15 protein-coding genes are annotated in these 17344 nt (G+C 61.2%); 9 read left to right on the forward strand and 6 right to left on the reverse strand.

Features of this window, described 5'->3' with window-relative positions; translation table 11 throughout:
• Positions 1–113 precede the first annotated feature (113 nt).
• The 5 genes from JK199_RS02090 to JK199_RS02110 all read left to right on the forward strand — a co-directional run bounded on the left by JK199_RS02090 (position 114) and on the right by JK199_RS02110 (position 4469).
• Positions 114–1610: an MATE family efflux transporter gene (locus tag JK199_RS02090; RefSeq protein WP_237388796.1), complete on the forward strand. Its 1497-nt coding sequence runs from the start codon at positions 114–116 to the stop codon at positions 1608–1610.
• The gene (locus tag JK199_RS02095; protein WP_077930441.1) at positions 1591–1800 is read left to right on the forward strand and encodes a hypothetical protein; all 210 of its coding nucleotides are present in this window, start codon (positions 1591–1593) and stop codon (positions 1798–1800) included. Before JK199_RS02090 ends, JK199_RS02095 begins: the two co-directional genes overlap by 20 nt.
• 98 nt (positions 1801–1898) lie before the next feature.
• On the forward strand, positions 1899–2477 hold the full coding sequence (locus JK199_RS02100) for a YqaA family protein (protein ID WP_025828100.1): 579 nt from the start codon (positions 1899–1901) through the stop codon (positions 2475–2477).
• Positions 2478–2591: 114 nt separating this feature from the next.
• The gene (locus tag JK199_RS02105) at positions 2592–3596 is read left to right on the forward strand and encodes an SDR family oxidoreductase (RefSeq protein ID WP_077931684.1); all 1005 of its coding nucleotides are present in this window, start codon (positions 2592–2594) and stop codon (positions 3594–3596) included.
• 72 nt (positions 3597–3668) lie between these two features.
• The gene (locus tag JK199_RS02110) at positions 3669–4469 is read left to right on the forward strand and encodes an META domain-containing protein (protein WP_212373502.1); all 801 of its coding nucleotides are present in this window, start codon (positions 3669–3671) and stop codon (positions 4467–4469) included.
• Between the two features lie 42 nt (positions 4470–4511).
• Here the strand turns inward: JK199_RS02110 and JK199_RS02115 are convergent, their stop codons facing one another.
• The 3 genes from JK199_RS02115 to JK199_RS02125 form a co-directional block, all read right to left on the reverse strand.
• Entirely contained in the window at positions 4512–4907 is a 396-nt protein-coding gene (locus JK199_RS02115) for a hypothetical protein (RefSeq protein ID WP_212373504.1), read from the reverse strand.
• A gap of 82 nt (positions 4908–4989) precedes the next feature.
• Entirely contained in the window at positions 4990–5877 is an 888-nt protein-coding gene (locus JK199_RS02120; protein ID WP_212355673.1) for a 4-(cytidine 5'-diphospho)-2-C-methyl-D-erythritol kinase, read from the reverse strand.
• Positions 5878–5888: 11 nt separating this feature from the next.
• Positions 5889–7754, reverse strand: coding sequence for a tetratricopeptide repeat protein (locus tag JK199_RS02125; RefSeq protein ID WP_212373506.1), 1866 nt, complete (start codon positions 7752–7754; stop codon positions 5889–5891).
• A 158-nt stretch (positions 7755–7912) separates the two neighbouring features.
• Here JK199_RS02125 and JK199_RS02130 point away from each other — a divergent pair, with 158 nt between their 5' ends.
• Together JK199_RS02130 and JK199_RS02135 are read left to right on the forward strand one after the other, a co-directional pair.
• Positions 7913–8794 (forward strand): uracil-DNA glycosylase, encoded by an 882-nt coding sequence (locus JK199_RS02130; RefSeq protein ID WP_244984811.1) that lies wholly within the window; start codon positions 7913–7915, stop codon positions 8792–8794.
• Between the two features lie 210 nt (positions 8795–9004).
• The gene (locus JK199_RS02135; protein ID WP_077930447.1) at positions 9005–10939 is read left to right on the forward strand and encodes a lytic transglycosylase domain-containing protein; all 1935 of its coding nucleotides are present in this window, start codon (positions 9005–9007) and stop codon (positions 10937–10939) included.
• Positions 10940–10957: 18 nt separating this feature from the next.
• Here JK199_RS02135 and JK199_RS02140 read toward each other — a convergent pair whose 3' ends face one another.
• Positions 10958–12043 carry a zinc-binding metallopeptidase family protein gene (locus tag JK199_RS02140; RefSeq protein ID WP_086656544.1) on the reverse strand — a complete coding sequence of 362 codons (1086 nt, stop codon included), beginning with the start codon at positions 12041–12043 and terminating at the stop codon, positions 10958–10960.
• A 50-nt stretch (positions 12044–12093) separates the two neighbouring features.
• Entirely contained in the window at positions 12094–13083 is a 990-nt protein-coding gene (locus tag JK199_RS02145) for a transglutaminase family protein (RefSeq protein WP_212373508.1), read from the reverse strand.
• Between the two features lie 295 nt (positions 13084–13378).
• On the opposite strand from JK199_RS02145, the gene JK199_RS02150 reads away from it, so the two are divergent.
• Together JK199_RS02150 and JK199_RS02155 are read left to right on the forward strand one after the other, a co-directional pair.
• Entirely contained in the window at positions 13379–14851 is a 1473-nt protein-coding gene (locus JK199_RS02150) for a circularly permuted type 2 ATP-grasp protein (RefSeq protein ID WP_212373510.1), read from the forward strand.
• Positions 14833–15879 carry an alpha-E domain-containing protein gene (locus tag JK199_RS02155; RefSeq protein WP_370684620.1) on the forward strand — a complete coding sequence of 349 codons (1047 nt, stop codon included), beginning with the start codon at positions 14833–14835 and terminating at the stop codon, positions 15877–15879. Before JK199_RS02150 ends, JK199_RS02155 begins: the two co-directional genes overlap by 19 nt.
• 97 nt (positions 15880–15976) lie before the next feature.
• On the opposite strand, the gene JK199_RS02160 is transcribed toward JK199_RS02155, so the two are convergent.
• A complete protein-coding gene (locus JK199_RS02160; protein WP_025829153.1) occupies positions 15977–17275 on the reverse strand; it encodes a hemolysin family protein in 1299 nt (432 codons plus the stop codon).
• Between the last annotated feature and the right edge of the window lie 69 nt (positions 17276–17344).

Below are 17344 nucleotides of genomic sequence, written 5' to 3' on the forward strand. Positions count from 1 at the left end.
CGGCAGGCAGGCATTCAGCTTTCCCCATTCGCACCGCGTATCGGGCGTGACATACTGCCCGGCATCGCGCCGGATTGAGACGATACGGCCCCCGCACGCAGAACGGAGCATTTATGACCCGACAACCTCCGCCCCGCAGACAAAAAGCCTGTTTTACAACCGGCAGTATCATGCGGCATGTGGTTGTCATGGCAGGCACGGGGGCCATCGGCCTGATGGCCGTTTTTGCGGTCGACATGCTCAATATGGTCTATATCGGGCACCTGAATGACCCGGCTCTGACAGCCGCCATCGGGTTTGCGGGTGCCGTGCTTGGCCTCCAGATTGCCGTCTCCATCGGCATGACCATTGGCCTGAGTGCCGCCACAGCGCGTGAAATTGGGGCGGGACGACACGAGGAAGCACGCCATATTGCTTCTTCTTCTCTTGTTGTGACCGTCGTCGTCGCGCTGCTGCTGGGGCTTATAACGTCTCTGGCCGCGCATCCTGTGCTGCATCTGTTTGGAGCACGCGGGCCTGCGCTGGACCATGCCACGACCTATCTGCACGTTGTCAGCCCGTTTTTACCGCTGATCTGCATCGGGATGGGTGCGGCCTCCCTGATGCGCGCTGTGGGCGATGCCAGAGGCTCCATGAACATTACGCTGCTGGGGGCCGTTGTCGCCGCAGTGCTGGACCCGCTGATGATTTTCGGCCTGCATGAAGGGCTGACCGGGGCTGCCATCAGCACCGTGCTTTCCCGCTGTGTGGTGGCGGCTGCTGGCCTGCGCGGGGCGTTACGGCATGACATGATTGCCCGGCCGGTGGCCGCCCGGATTCTGACCGATGCGAAGCGCGTGGCCGATGTCGCCATGCCCGCCATTCTGACCAACCTCGCCACACCTGTTGCCGGGGCATATGTGACCGGTGCCATGGCGGCTTTCGGGCTGGAAGCCGTTGGCGGACAGGCCTCCATCGAGCGCATGGTGCCAGTGCTGTTCTCACTGGTTTTTGCCCTGACCGGCTCTGTCGGCCCCATCATGGCGCAAAATCTGGGAGCCGGGCGATGTGACCGGGTGCGTGAGACGCTGGCCGCAGCCCTCAAGCTGGTCATGCTGAGTGTAGGGTCAACATGGGTCGTGCTGGCGGCCTTGCAGGATTACGTGGTGGCCGGGTTCCACGCGCAGGGCGATGCAGCTCTGCTTATTCATCTGTTCTGTTCCTGGACCATTGGGGCTTTCCTGTTTGTGGGCATGCTGTTTGTGGCGAACGCGGCCTTTAACAATCTGGGCTTCCCGCTTTATTCCACTGCCTTCAACTGGGGGCGCGCCACGCTGGGGACTATTCCCTTTGTCTGGTTTGGCAGCCGGTTTGGGCCTGCCGGGGTGCAACTGGGGCATGCCGCGGGGGGGATTGTTTTTGGATCTCTGGCCGTGATCACCGCGTTCAGAGTCACACGGACACTCAGCGTCCCGTGCCCGGCTGGCAGCACGGCGGGGCCGGGAGAAGTGCCTGTTTCGGATGTTCCGACCATCAGCGCGGAAGCCGCCATGGCGGAACTGGATGAACTGGAAGGCCCCGCCTTTCAGGAAACGGAGAGGAGTGAAGACGATGTCAAAACTGACCACTGAAGAACGCAACGCTCTGCCGGATGATGCTTTTGCCCTGCCCGGCCGCCGCTACCCGATTCCTGACGCAACGCATGCGCGCGATGCGCTGGCCCGCGCCAGTGAAATGCTGCACCGCGGCACCCTGACGCAGGAAGAATACGAGACCATTCACACAAAGGCCGAAGAGGTTCTGCGCCGCGAGCGTATGTAACCTGCCTGCTACGGGCCGGAGATACCCTCTGGCCTGAGAGCCCCGAGCGTGGCATCAAGGCCGGATGAACGTCATTTCAGCATCCGGCCTGTTTTTTTATGCTTAATCGCCTTTACGCCCGCGTGTTACGGCACGCAGCCAGCCCGAATGCCCCCTGGTGGCTGGTGGCGCTGGCTTTTGCGGAAGCCAGCTTTTTCCCGCTTCCGCCGGAAACGCTGCTGGTGCCTATGGTGCTCTCCCGCCGGGATAAGGCATGGGTTTACGCCGCCCTCTGCACAGTCGGGAGTGTGACAGGCGGGATTCTGGGATGGATTATCGGTGCTTTTCTGCTTGAGCATCTGGCGCTGCCCATTGTGCATTTTTACCATGCGGAACATACGCTGGCAGCCTTGCAGGAAAAATTCCGCCAGTGGGGTGTGTGGATTATCCTGTTTAAGGGACTGACCCCCATTCCTTACAAATTCGTCACCATTGCCAGCGGCATGGCGCATTTCGCGCTGCTGCCTTTTGTTGCGGCCAGTCTTGTGACCCGTGGCGTACGGTTTTTTCTGGTGGCCGGTCTGTTATGGAAATTTGGCGCACCCATTGAGACTTTTCTGGAGCGCCGCCTGCCGCTGGTGATGGGGGTGTTTGCCGTTCTGCTGGTAGGCGGCGTTCTGGCACTGCGGTATCTGTGACGCCAGACTGCTGCACGGCTGCCGCGCTGTGCCCTGGCTTGCCCGGCAGACGGTTCCGGCGCAAGACAGCATAAAGACCATACTCTACAGACTGAATGCAGGGAGACGATGAGCATGCCAACGCAGATCGCTGTCATTACCGGTGCCGGAGCAGGCATTGGCCGGGCTGCCGCCCGTGCGCTGGGCCGCGCAGGCTTTGACATCGCCCTGCTGGGCCGGAATGAAGACCGGCTGAAGGATGCCGCACAGGAACTGGCCGCACATTCCATCCGCACGCTGGTCATTCCGGTGGATGTCTCTCAGGCCGATGCCGTGGAACAGGCCGCCATCCAGATTGAGGCTGAGCTTGGCCCCATTACTGTCTGGGCCAACTGCGCCGGGGCGACCGTAGTCGGGCAAGTTGCGGTGCTCTCTGCCAAAGATATTCAGCGCGCGACGGAAGTCACCTATCTGGGCAGCGTGAACGGCACGCTGGCCGCGCTGAAGCATATGCGCCGCCGCGGGCATGGCGCCATTATCAATCTGGACCTCGCACCGTCCCTGCGCGGCCTGCCTTTACAGGCGGCAGAAAACGGGGCACGCGCCGCCCTGCGCGGTTTTTGTGAAAGCCTGCGCCCGGAACTGCTGCATGATGCGGACCGGATTCGGGTTGTGATGGTGGATCTGCCCGCCATCAACACCCCGCGCTACGGCTGGACCCGGAATCTGACGGGCAAACGCTTAAAACCGGTGGGCCCGGTTTATGAACCGGAAGTGGCCGCAGAAGCAATCTGCCGGGCTGCCTTTACCACCAGCCGCTCCATCTCCATTGGCCCCAGCACCACGTTATCCGCCATCTGGCGTATTCTGGGGCCGGGCTGCCGGGAAGCCCGGCTGGCGGAGCATGGCTATAAGGCCCAGCTTGAAAAAACCTCTGCCGACAAAACCGCTGCGGATGACCTGTTTCATTCCGCCCCGGGAGCCTTTGCCGCCCACGGCGCTTTTGATGAAAAAGCCCGGCGTGTGGACAGCCCCCTCTCCTTTTTTGTGACTTCCAGCGTAAGGGCCGGCCTGTTTGGCGCGGCACTGGCCGCCGGACTGACGGGACTGCTGACCCATATCCGCAACGGCCGCCGCTAAGCAGCCTTACTGGCGCCACAGGTTAGCTTTACCCTCAGCATCCTGTGGTTTTGAAACAGGAGACATATGGGCGTGACCCCTTCTTTTCTGCGTCGTTCCCTGCTGGTAGCGGCTGTCTGCGTCGTGAGCGCTGCTGTCTTTTCGCCTCTCTCTGCTCAGGCTGCCACCACGACCCTGCGGGGCAGCGTGACGTATCGGGAACGGATGGCGCTGCCGCCTGCGGTGGTGGAAATCCGCCTGCGGGATGCCTCTCAGACGGGAGAAAACGCCCCCGTTCTGGCCAGAACATCCCTGCGCACAACGCGACAGGTGCCGGTCCCTTTCACCCTGAAGTTTGACCGCGCCCTCCTCAAACCGGGCCAGAGCTACGCGCTGGACGCCACCATTTTTGTGGAAGGCCGCCCATGGTTTACCAGCAGCATGCCCACACCAGTTCCGGCTGGCAAAAAGACTGGCCTGCTGCTGGTGCTTAACCGCGCCTCTGCACAGACCGCCAGAAGCCCCGCAGGAACATGGAAGGCTGAACGGCTGGGGGATGCGCCCGTGGCAGCGGGCAGCAACCCGCCCGTGCTGACTATTGCAGAGGATGGCACCCTCAGCGGTTTTAGCGGCTGCAACCGGGTCCGCAGCAAAGCAACGGTCGATGGTACACGCATTACTTTCGGCCCGATGCTGACCACCCGCATGGCGTGCCTGCCTCAGGCGATGATGACGGAACAGCTTTTCCTGAAAAATATGGAAGCGACCCGTGGCTGGCATCTTGCCCCGACAGGCGATGTCCTCGCACTGGTCGATGCGCAGGACAAGCCGACTGTTGTTTTCCGCCGCCAGCCTGCTGACGCGGATCATGCGGCCCCCGGCGTACAGCCATAGCACCGGCATCAGGCTCTGACCGCCTGACGCCGGGAGTGTCTGTTAGTTCAGTTTGCCCCGGGCGGCTTTCTGTTCCAGCCGCAGTTGCTCATGCAACTGGAGCGCTTTTTTAAGGCGGTCCGCATCCGGCGGGGCCAGCACCAGCCCAACCGGGCCGTAAGCCGGATGCTGGAACGCTAGCAGAGAACCATCCGTCCGTGCTTCGGGCTGCAAGGCCCAGCGGGTGCGCGTGACCGGGGTAAAGGTCGCCCCCTCAATTGGGGGAATTTCATGATTCGTCATCATGGTCTGACGCAACCGGCCAAGCACTGTAATCAGGCTGGTCACTTCATCCAGTGAAAGCGGCACCTCAACAGTCGGTTCCTCTCCCTGCCCCGGAAGAGTCATCTGAACAGTGGTGTGATCATCAGATAAAGTCAGGTCGATTTTAGAAGACATAAGGCCCCCTTCAGGTCTTTGCGTCACTTTATCAGAAATCTGACCAGAGTGGCCAACCGTTCCTGACTACGGCAGGGGCTGGTCAGACCAGCCCGCCACCCCAGACCCACCAGCCGGGTTCCGACTGCGCAAGCCGGGCAGCAGCGGCCTGCGCACTCCGCACAGATGGGAAAAGCCCGAAGCAGGTTGCCCCGGACCCGCTCATGCGGGACAGCAGGCACTCCGGCAACGCTGCAATGGCGGACACAACGGTTTGAACCGGCGGGCAGACCACACAGGCCGGGGCTTCCAGACTATTATCCAGCTCCGCCAGATCCGCCACCATTGTTGCCGCATCCGGCCAGCGGGCGGGAAGAGCCGCACGCGGCAGAAACGCGCCATCCCGCTTGCGGAACACATCCGGCGTGGAGACAGCCTGCCCGCAATTGACCAGAACCATCCCGCAGTCCGGTAGAGCGGGCGCTGCACTCAGAACCTCGCCAATCCCTTCCATCCGCGCACTCTGGCTGGCCAGACAGACCGGGACATCGGCACCCAGCTTTTCCGCAATGTTCAAAAGTGTGGCGTGACCCACCTGTGCAGACCATGCCCGGTTAAGCAGACGCAGCGCCGCCGCCGCATCTGCCGAACCGCCCCCAATGCCGGACGCCACCGGCAAATCCTTTTCCAGCACCAGACGCCCGCCTTGTATCCGGGCCTCCGGCCCGCAGGCGGCTTCCAGTGCAGTAGCGGCTTTCATCACCAGATTATCCGGACCCGCCGCATCACTCAGGGCCGCGCCAAAACGCCCGGCCAGCACCAGATGCAGGGCTTCCGGCCCCGGCTCATACCGCAGCGTATCCCCGGCTCCGGCAAACACCACCAGACTGTCCAGCAGATGATACCCATCGGGCCGCTTGCCGGTTACGTGCAGGTAGAGGTTGATTTTGGCCGGAGCGGCTTCGGTCAGGGTCTGGGTCATGGGGTCCATCGTGGCTGATGTCACGGCGTATGCTTTCCTCCGGTGGGTGCAGGGCCGCTCTCAGCCGGAGGGGCGCTCTGCGGTGTCGCTTTTATCACTCCGGCAGCCACAGCGCGGGCCAGAGCGGCCCGGATCAGGGCTTCATCCGCAGGTTCCGGATGCAGGCCAAGGGCAACATTCCACTGGTCCACGGCCTCCGTCCTGCGTCCGGCGCGCCAGTAAGCCTCACCCAGATGGTAATTGACCTCCGGATCTTCCGGCGTCTGCTCGGCCGCATGTTCCAGCAGGGCCGTGCCACCTGCCAGATCACCCAGTTCAACCTGCACCCAGCCCAGACTATCGCGGATGGCCGCGTCCTTCGGGTCCAGATCTGCCGCCCTGCGCAGCAGAGCCGCCGCCTCGGTCAGATTCTCTTTCCGCTCAACCATGGAATAGCCGAGGAAGTTCAGCAGCAGCGGTTCATCCGGCGCCAGCTTAAGCGCCTGTTGCAGGTCCGCCTTGGCGCGCGGCCAGTCCCCGGATTCGTGATACGCCACGGCCCGCAGGAACAGGAGGGACCAGTCCAGCGTCTTGCTGGCGGTTGCCTGCGTCACGGCCTGATTGTAGGCCGCAATCGCACCTTTCCAGTCCTTTCGGGCGGAGAGCGTATTGCCAAGCGCCCGCACGGCGAGGCCCTGCCCGCCTGTATCCTGCACCAGATGGGTCAGGATAATCTGCGCTTCATCCAGATGCCCGGTGGAGCCATCCACCAGCGCGAGCCGAAAAGCAGCCACGGGATAAAGCGGGTCTGTCTGCGGGATACGCAGCAGCGTTTCCCGCGCGGCGGTCTGATGCCCTTCCGCATCCTGAATTTCTGACAGCATCAGCCGGGCTTCCGCCAGATGCGGGTCCAGCCCCAGTGCAAAGCCCAGCATCAGGCGGGAGGCTTCATCAAACTGATGGTCCGTCGGGCCGGGGCGGTCAGCCTGCCCCTGCTGGCGGCCCTGCTGCCGCAGCAGGAAAGCCGTCAGCACATAAGCGCGGGCAATCCCGGCCTGCGCCGAGGTCACCGGGGCGTGGCCGATGGTGGCCTGTAACTGCGCTCCGGCAAGCGCCAGCACCGGGTCCGCCTGTATCATACCGCGTATGAGGGAGCGCGCCTTATCCTGCTGGCCCTGAGACCACAGCCATGCCGCCTGTGAGCGTGTGAGCAGCAGATCATACCCCGGCATGATTTTGGCCGCCTGCGCAAACAGTTCCCCTGCTTTGGCGGCTTGCCCGGCCGTCTGGGCGATCATGGCGGCGTGCAGCGTATAAAACGGCACCAGCACGGACCCCTGAATATGCGTCAGAGACGCAATGGCCTCATCCGCGTGCCCCTGCCCCTGCTGGCACCATGCCTGAAGCAGCGGCAGAATCAGATGCGCCATGGGGTCCGCCCCGGCCTGCTGGTAAAAACGGGAGGCCTCAGCCCAGTTGGCGCGGGTCACGGCATCGTTCCCCAGCACGAGGGAGGAAATGATGCTCTGCCCTTCCGGCTGCCGGGCTGTCAGACGCGCCAGAGGCACGGCCTCCGGGTCTCCGGCCAGTACGCTGCGGATAAAAGCCTGCTTCAGAAGATCTTTATTGGTCGGGTCCGCTGCGGCCGCGGCCCGAAAGGCACGGGCTGCATCCAGATCATCCCCTTTATGGGTCGCCACCACAGCCGTCAGAAAGGCACCCGAATCGACGTGACCGAGGCTCTCCCCGGCCTCATTTTTTGTCTGAAGCGGATGGTCCGGTGCTTTTTCCGGCACGGGGGTCTGGCTGGTTTCGGCCCCTTTGGGCACGGCGGCAGAAGCGCAGGGGGTCAGAACCGAAGCCGAGAGCAGCAGGAAAACCGTAGGCAGAAGGCGACAAAACAGCATAATGACCCTATCCAGGAGCGGCAGAGGCCCTAACAGGCCATTGGATACGCCCCGTTCCGTCAAAGACTGGGGAGACATGACATGAACGGCGGATACTTCTCTACCCTGCCCGCGGCCAACCGCCAAACCGGCACCTCAGTTTTCTGGCAGTTTATCTGATGGACGCGGCTCTGTCTCTTCTGCGCCTGTATGGGGAATGGGGCGTGGATACCGTGGTGGGCGACTCCCCGGTGGACCAGCGGCTCGCCCTCTCTGCAAAAATGCGCTTCCCGGGGGAAGAACCGGCCCTGCGGCGTATGCCAGATGGGCATCTGGCGGGGGTTCAGAGCCGTGCGGCCCCCGCTGCCCCGCCTGTTTCCGGGCAGACGGCCCCTCCGGCCAAAGTCGCGGGCCGCCGCCCGGCATCCGGGGCGACCAGCGGCCCTGCTTTGCTGGCGGAAACGGTCGCGCAGGCCCAGTCTCTGGCAGCCGCGGCCATGACGCCCGAGGCTCTCCGGCTGGCTATGGACGGCTTCTCCGCATGTGCCTTGCGCACAACAGCCATGCACACCCTGTTCCCCACCGGGCCGCTTCAGGCCCCGCTTATGATTATCGGGGAAGCGCCCGATGCGGATGAAGACCGCAGAGGTACGGTGTTTTCCGGCCTGTGCGGTGAGCTGCTGGCCCAGATGCTGGCCCCACTGGGGCTGGACCGCCAGACCCTGTTGCTGGCCACGGCGCTGCCCTGGCGGCCACCGGGTGGACGCGCCCCGACCGAGGCCGAACTCAAGCTGTGCCGCCCCTTTCTGGAACGCGCCATTGCCCTGTTTGCCCCGCAGCGTCTGCTGCTGTGCGGGCGGCTTCCGGCCCGGATGCTGCTGGATGCCAGTACCCCCATGCCACGCCGGAGCTGGGGGCCTGCCAGCCTCTCCGGTGTGGCCTCCCCCCTCCCCACGCTTGTCATGCGGCACCCCCTCCAGTTGCGGGCCAGTGCGACGGCCCGCAAGGAAATCTGGCAGGACCTGATGCTTGTTGCACAAACGCTACGGGGCAACCCCTGAATCCACTCCGGAGCAGGAGGAACAGCGGGGCGGCTCAATAATAAAACCGCCTCTATTCAGACTCTGATTTCCTTATGTAACACAAGTAGTTCCCACGCTATTGGCTGGCTATTCACAACGGCGTTTTCCCGTTTTCTCAAGCACACCTGCTGAGTGCTTACACAGAGTAAACTTGCTTTTTGGCGCAGAACCTCATAGACCCCGCCAGCCATGCGAGCGATAGGACAGATCCCTCATCAAATCGCGGCAAAGGCCTTTATGGCCGGAGCCGCCCTTTTGGCCGGTGCTTCCGTCGTAGCGACGAAAGCCTATGCCAAGCTCCCCGGGACGGGGCAGGACACGCAAAGCGAAGAGCTTGCGATGGTCATGCCACGACAGGCGTTTCCGGAAGGGGATGACATTCCTCTTCCAAAGCCACTCTCCCCGGAAATCAGCACGCAGATCAAATCCATCTTCCGGCTCCAGCGGCAGGGCGCCTTTGCGGAGGCCATCACCAGCACAACGCGGCTGACAGATGCCACGCTGCTGGGGGATATTGAGGCCGATCGCTATCTGAACCCCGCCTACCATCCGGGCGCCACGGAACTGCGGGCCTGGCTGAAAAAATATGTCTCCTACGCGGATGCAGCAGCCATCTGGGCGCGTCTGTCCGCCCTGCCGCAGCGCGGCGGGCCCCTGCCACCGGTGCCGGTTTCCACGCATCTGGCACCAGACCACGCCAGCATCCCCGCTGACCCGCTGACGCAGGATTTTACCCGCAACCCCCTGCTGGACCGCACCCTGCGGGAACGCACGGGCTGGGGCCTGAAAGGCGTCCACAGCGCCCTGCATCTGATTACCGCCACACCGGGCATGACGCCTGCCTACGCCGCCCAGCTTCAGGCAGAAACCGCTCAGGCCATGCTGAACGCCGGGGAGACAGATGTCGCGCTGGAAATCAGTCAGGCGGCAGTAGAAGGCTCCCGCACTAAAAATGCTCTGGCAGGCTACGTCGCCGGACTGGCCCTGTGGCAGCAGGGGCATTATGAGCAGGCTGCACCTTACTTTGAAAAAGCGTCCCATGCCGCCACAGCCACGCCGGAAATCCGCGCGGCCTGTGCATTCTGGGCCGCCCGCGCGCATGAAAAACAGGGGCAGGACCATGCCCGCCATACCTGGCTCCAGCATGCCGCAGCCTTCCCCACCACGTTTTACGGATTGCTGGCAGCCCGCATCCTGCACCCTGCAACGGGTGTGCATGAGCGCGTGCGCAAGGTCAGCTTCTCGCCGCTGGAACCCTCAGGCAACACGCCCTCCGCACAGGTTCTGACAGAAATTGATATTGAAGCCGTGGGGGCGACCGATATCGGGCGGCGCGTCTTTGCCCTGCTTCAGGTAGGTGAGCAGGAACGGGCGGAAAACACCATCCGCCGGGCATGGCCGGACCTGCATGACGTCACCCTTGCCCGCTCCTTCCAGCTTGTTGCGGATGCCGCAGGCCTGCATGATCTGTCAGCCGAAATGGCCGACGCCCTTCAGACCCGGGCCTCCACACAAGGCGCGGAACAGAAAAACCTGCCCCTCCCTCTGCTAAAGCCCCGCCACGGCTTTATTATGGACCCCGCGCTGGTCTATGCGCTGACGCGGCTGGAATCGAATTTTGACCCGCAGGCTGTCTCCGGAGCCGGGGCGCATGGCCTGATGCAGATCCGCCCCCTGACGGCTGATTTTGTCACGAGCCCGCCCAACACCCTGAACCACCGGTTTGAAAACGAGACCAACGCCCTGCATGACCCGAGCCTGAATCTGGAAATCGGGCAGCGTTATGTGCAGTATCTGGCAGATCTGACACGCCATAACCCCCATACCCCGCTGCGCGGCGGGGACATGATCCGCCTGCTGGCAAGCTATAATGCTGGCCCCACAGCACTGGCACGGTGGGAAAAAGCCGCGTCTTCCTCAGATGATCCGCTGCTGTTTATGGAGCTGATCCCCAACACGGAAACGCGGGATTACGTCCACCGGGCCCTGTCCTATCTGTGGATTTATGCTGCCAAACTGAAGTTACCGACCCCATCGCTCGCCACACTGGCCCGCAACGAATGGCCGGACTTTGCAGATGAACAGGCTCTGGCGCACAGCATCAATACCCGCGTTCTGCACTAGGGCAGACCGGGAGGGATTTCAGCAGGACCGCAGAGCCTGCGTTTCCCGAATAAGGGTGTGGATAAAAGAGAGTTTATCCACCACACCCTGCGTCAGCACAAACGGGTAAAAATCAGGCAGGCCCATGGAACGGTTCAGACTGTTGACCGCATAGGTCAGCGGGAGCCAGGCCTGCATGATTTCATCAAAAGAGGCCTCTGTATACGGGTCCCCATGGCGCGGGGACCAGGACGGCGTTGCCCCTGCCAGAGCCGGATTGATGGAAACGCCATAGGCCCATGCTGTCTCCAGTGTTGAGACAATATGCAGATAATGCGCCCAGGTTTCCGCAAAGTCTTCCCACGGGTGAGACGTGGCATAGACACTGACATGATGAGTCTGCCAGCCAGCCGGAGGCGGGTTGTCATAATAGGTTTGCAGGGCCTGCTGGTAATCAGCGCGGTCATCCCCGAACACCGCGCGGCAGGCATCAAGCCGCCCGGCATCACGCACCAGAACATTCCAGTAATAATGCCCGACCTCATGCCGGAAGTGCCCCAGAAGGGTGCGGTAATGCTCCCCCATTTCCACCCGCATCTGCTCACGGCTGGCATCATCCGCCTCACGCAGGGCAATGGTGATAATGCCGTTATCATGGCCGGTCATGACCGGGGCTGAGCCATCTTCCGGGTCTTCCAGAAAATCGAACATCAGGCCGCCATGCGGGTCTTCCTGCCGGGTTTTGATCGGCAGGTTCAGCCGCAAGAGCGTGTAGAACAAACGATGTTTCGCGGCTTCCAGCTTGCGCCAGCGTTCTAGGTTTTCAGGTTTTTCCAGATTAGGGATAGTCCGGTTAAAACGGCAGGCAAAGCAAAAGGAGGGATGCCCGGATTCATTGGGCATGGTCATCCAGTTGCACACATCATGCGCATGGTTGGCACAATAGGCCAGTTCCGCCTGCCGGATGCGCGGCTCTAATGGCCGCCACAGATCGCCCCCCGCCGGTTCCAGCGCAGAAAGCACGGAAAGCCCCGGCAGATAGCCAAGTTTATGTTTGCAATGCTCACAGACTGTATTTTCAAAAAACAGAATCTGTTCACAGGACTGACAGGTAAAAAGCCTCATAACCGTCACTCTCTTGCGTCCAGTGCCCCAACGCAAGAAAAACCCGCAGGTCAGACGCTTTCGGGGATCACCAGCCGGGCAGTCTGCATGGAGACATCAAACGTCGCCTTGCACTGGTCCAGCAATCCGCTCACGGGAGCAGCCTGTTCCGGGGCCGGTGTCGCGGCCAGCGGCAGATGGCCCTGTGCTGTCAGCAGACCGGAGGTTGTATCAAACCCCACCCATCCGGCGCCGGGCAGAAAGGCCTCGGCCCAGGCGTGCAGATCACACGTCAGGGTTTCTTCCCCCTCCGCAGTTCTGGTGGATTGCAGCAGATAGCCGGAGACAAACCGGGCGGCAAAACCCAGATGCCGCAGTATGGCAATCATCAGCCAGGCACTATCGCGGCAGGAGCCTGTCTCACGCGCCAGTGTCTCTTCCGGGCTCCAGATCCCCGGTTCCAGCCGCACCTGATAGCCAATATGCCCTGCCAGTGCACGATTGAGCGCAACCAGCATGTCCAGCGTATCGCACGATGCTTTTTTAACCCAGTCAGCCAGAAAGGCGTGCAGATATGGTCCCGCGGCAGGCGTTGCACGATAGGCCGAAAGGGCGGCCTGCTCATCCGGCGAGTAAAGCCCGCTCCGGGGAGCAAACATGGCAGCTCCCGCCTGCTGTTGCTGCGCAGCCTGCTGCTGGCGTTGCAGGGGGGCGTATCCGGCAGGAGAAACAGCGTCCAGCGCAACAGGCGGTGCCCAGTAGCGGGCCTCGGGCGCGAGCGTGAAATCAAATGCATTTCTGGGGCTCAGATCAGCCTCAAGCCGCACTGTGATATCAAAATGCGTGACACGCTCAGCAAAGACGACTTCCGCAACCTGATTACCAAACTCATCCTGCTGCCAGCTTTGCTGGCATTCCGCCGGGTCAACCCGCAGCGCGTAAGCCCGGACAGGCGTTCTTGCGGAACGGGACGGCCGGAGCCGGATGGTCTGCGGGCCAAGAAAAACAGGCCGGTCATACCGGTAGCGGGTCTGATGAGTCAGCAGCACGTGTGAACTCATGCTGGTATGGCCCTGAACACCCTGCGCATGCTGGAAACGCCCTGCTCCTCTCCTGCCACAAAACCGGAAAAAACCGCTTATGGCGTCTGAACGCGCATACGGTATCAGCATTAATCCATCGCAGACCAGCCCCCTGCGCATGATATTCCGATAAAAGAACAAATTTCTGTTTTGCGGCTTGGCAAAGCCCCCAAATCCTGCTCGTGTTAAATCATTAACCGTAACGAACACGGCATGCAGAGGCGCAGGTTTCCTGACCAGCCGGAGTGCCGGACCTCATATCGGGAGTCAGGGTATGAATGACGCGCCACTCCATGCACCCGCTCAGGCAGCCGGTATTTTTGCTGCGTATGATGTTCCGGATTTCTTCTGTGAACTCATGAACCGCAAGGACACTGTTCCTCCCGCTTTACGGGAGGTGCAGAACCGTCTGGCACATTTCAGTCTGGCGGACCTGCGCCACCGCACCAACGCTGCGGAAGCCCAGCTTTACCGTCTGGGCATTACCTTTACCGTCTATTCCGACCGCGAGGCGATAGACCGTGTGCTGCCGTTTGATGTTATCCCCCGCGTGATCACCGCTGCGGAATGGGACCATATTGAGCGCGGGGTCCAGCAGCGTGTGCGGGCCATCAACCTGTTCCTGCATGATATTTATCATGAGCGCGCCATCCTGCGGGATGGCATTATCCCCGCCGATCTTGTTCTGAAAAACCCGAACTACTGTGAAGCGATGGTCGGGCTGGATGTGCCGGGCGGCGTGTATGTGCATATTAACGGCACAGACCTGATCCGTGATCAGAACGGGCGTTTTCTAATTCTGGAAGATAATGCCCGCACGCCGTCCGGTGTCTCTTACGTCATAGAAAACCGGCATATGATGCTACGGCTCATGCCGGATCTGGCCGCGGGCCTGCCGCTTCGCTCGGTGGAAGAATACGGGCTGAAACTGCACCAGAGCCTGTGCGAGGTCTCACCAGAGGGTGTGCTGAACCCGCAGGTCGTGCTGCTTTCTCCGGGCATTTATAATTCTGCTTATTTTGAGCATGTTTTTCTGGCGCGCGAGATGGGTGTGCCGCTGGTGGAAGGCAAGGATCTGGTAGTGGAAAACCACCGTGTCTACATGCGCACGGTGGCGGGCCTGCGGCCTGTCCATGCTATTTACCGCCGCCTGAATGATGAATTTCTGGACCCTCTGGCTTTCAATCCGGAGAGCATGCTCGGTGTGCCGGGGCTGGTGGAGGCTTACCGCCGGGGCAACGTGACCATTGCCAATGCGCTGGGCACCGGCGTTGCGGATGATAAAGCCGTTTATGCCTATATGCCCCGCATTATCCGCTATTATCTGGATCAGGACCCCATTCTGGACAGTGTGGAAACGCATATCTGCGCAGAGCCGGACGGACTGGCCTACACACTGGCCAATATCGATAAGCTGGTGATCAAGCCCGTTGGTGAATCCGGCGGTTATGGCTTGCTGATCGGCCCGCACGCCACGCAGGAAGAACTGGAGGAGTTCCGCCACAGGCTGAAAGACAATCCCGGCAATTATATCAGCCAGCCGGTTGTTAACCTTTCCGTCTGCCCCACCCTCTGCCCGAATGGCGTGGAAGCACGGCATGTGGACCTGCGGCCTTTTGCGCTGACAGGCCGCTCCACATGGGTTCTGCCCGGAGGCCTCTCCCGCGTGGCGCTGCGCAAAGGGTCGCTCGTCGTTAATTCGTCACAGGGGGGTGGCTCCAAGGATACGTGGGTGCTGGCATCATGACTGAACTTTCCGCAGGCCTTTTTGAGATGCAACCGGGGCTGAACAATCTGCTTTCCCGCTATGGCGAATGCATGATGTGGCTGGCGCGCTATATGGAACGCATAGAAAATCTGGCCCGGCTTCTGGAAGTAACCGAAAGCTTTGTACGCGGGCCGGATGGCCAGCCGGGATGGGATACCATCCTGCAAATCAACTCTGACGAGGACTGTTTTTACACCCGCCATCAGAGCGTCACGGAAGAGGATGTTATCGCCTTTTACGTCACGGAAAAGGAAAACCCGAACTCCATCAAAGCCATGGCGCATGCTGTGCGGGAAAATGCGCGTGCTGTCCGCCCGTTGATTTCAACGGAAATGTGGATGCAGCTTAACGTCTTTACACGCTGGGTGCTGGACCTTCAGCCATCCGATATCCGGATGAACAGCCTGTCCGGCCTGTGCAACCGCCTGAAGCAGGACTGCCAGAGCCATTTTGGCATTACTGAAGGCACACTCTACCGGGATCAGGCGTGGCTGTTCTATCTGCTGGGCAAGTATCTGGAACGTAGTGACCAGATTACCCGCCTGATTGATATCCGCTACCATACCCTCCTGCCGGGGCATGAGCCGGTGGGGTCTGACATTGATATTACGCAGTGGGCCTCCATCCTGCGCTCGGCAGCGGCCTATCATGCCTTCCGCCGCTTACAGCCCGTGACGACAACACCCGCCAATGTTGTTGGCTTTTTGCTGAAAAATGATGCCTTCCCACGCTCTCTGACAACCAGCCTGCGCCTTGTGGACAGCACGCTCAGCACGCTCGCCGGACATGGCAGCCTGCGCCGCCTCTGCGCCCCCATTCAGGAACGGGTGGCGGAATTGCGCGTAACCCTTGCAGACCAGACAGTGGACGACATCATCATCCGTGGGCTGCACGAATATATGCAGTGGATTCAAACCCAGATTTCAAAAGCCCAGCAGGAGACCGCTCACGCTTTCTGGCCCGTTACCCCGCATGCAGGCACCGTGCAGATCCAGACGCAGCAGTAACCCTAGCAGCGCTGTCTAACGGCAGAGCTGACCACATAAAAAAATGGCCTGACAGACATGCTGCTCAGGCCATTTTTGTATGCTTTTTCTCAGGCTTTCAGTTTTCCGCCAGAACCTGACGGCTGGCCCGCACACGCGAGACACGGCGACCTTCCATTTCCACCACCTCAAACAGCCAGCCGGAATACACCACCTTATCCCCCAGAGCGGGCACACGGCGGAGCAGCGCCAGAATCAGGCCGCCCAGCGTGTGATAACTGCCTTCATCCGGCAGGGCACGCAGGCCGAGACGGTCCTTCACTTCATCCGCGGAATCCGTACCATCCATCAGCAGAACATCTTCCTGCGTGGGCGCATGGTGAGCGTCCGTCGCCTGAGAGGATTCGTGGCGGCCTTCCCCCACAATGGCGTCAAACAGGTCAGACGCCGTTACAACGCCTTCAAAAGAGCCGTATTCATCAAAAACAAATGCCATCCCCAGAGAAATGCTGCGCATCCGCTCCAGCATATCCAGTGCGGAAATGCTGTCCGGCACCACGACCATCTGCCGCAGGCCAGCCTCGATTGAGACAGGCATGCCATCCAGCATACGATCCAGCATGTCCTTGGCCAGAACGACCCCGACGGGGTTATCGACCCCCCCTTCACACACAACCAGCCGTGCATAGGTTGTCTGTTTGAGCGCCTTGATCAGCGCATCGCGCCCGGCGTGGCGGTCAATCCAGTAAAGTTCATTACGCGGGGTCATGATGGCACGCACCGGACGGTCCGCCAGACGGAGCAGCCGCTCAATCATGGTGCGTTCTTCATGCTCCAGCACCCCGGAGCGGGCACCTTCGGCAATGTAGGCTTTCAGCTCTTCTTCCGTCAGCGTCTGGCTGACGGCATCACCCGCGCCCATCAGCTTCAGCACAATGTTGGAAGACTGACGCAGCACCCACACCACCGGCCGGGTGGCGTTTGCCAGAATTTCCAGCGGCAGAGCCAGACGGGCCGCCATTTTTTCCGGCTCACGCAGCGCAAGCTGTTTGGGCACCAGTTCACCCAGCACCAGCATCAGGGCTGTAATGGCCAGGACCACCAGCACCATGGACACCTGCGCCGCCACGGGCCGGAGAAAATCAATTTTTTCCAGCATGGGGGTCAGGTGCGCTTCAACCTGCACACCGCCGAATGTCCCCTCCAGAATGGAGACGAGCGTCATGCCAACCTGCACCGTGGGCAGAAAGATCTGCGGATCTTCCGCCAGACGCATGGCACGGTCAGCACCCCGCATGCCCTGCTCCCGCAAAATGGCCAGACGCGGCATTCTGACCGAAATCAGCGCCAGTTCTCCCATGGCAAAAACGGCGTTCAGAATAACCAGCAGAAAAATAATAAGAATGGAAACAGTCATGGAATGCGGTGGCCCTGCGTGACGACGGAAACAGCACGATACGGGATGATGGCGCTGGAGACCAGTATG

It is taken from the genome of Acetobacter persici, assembly GCF_018256955.1.
Taxonomy (GTDB): domain Bacteria; phylum Pseudomonadota; class Alphaproteobacteria; order Acetobacterales; family Acetobacteraceae; genus Acetobacter; species Acetobacter persici.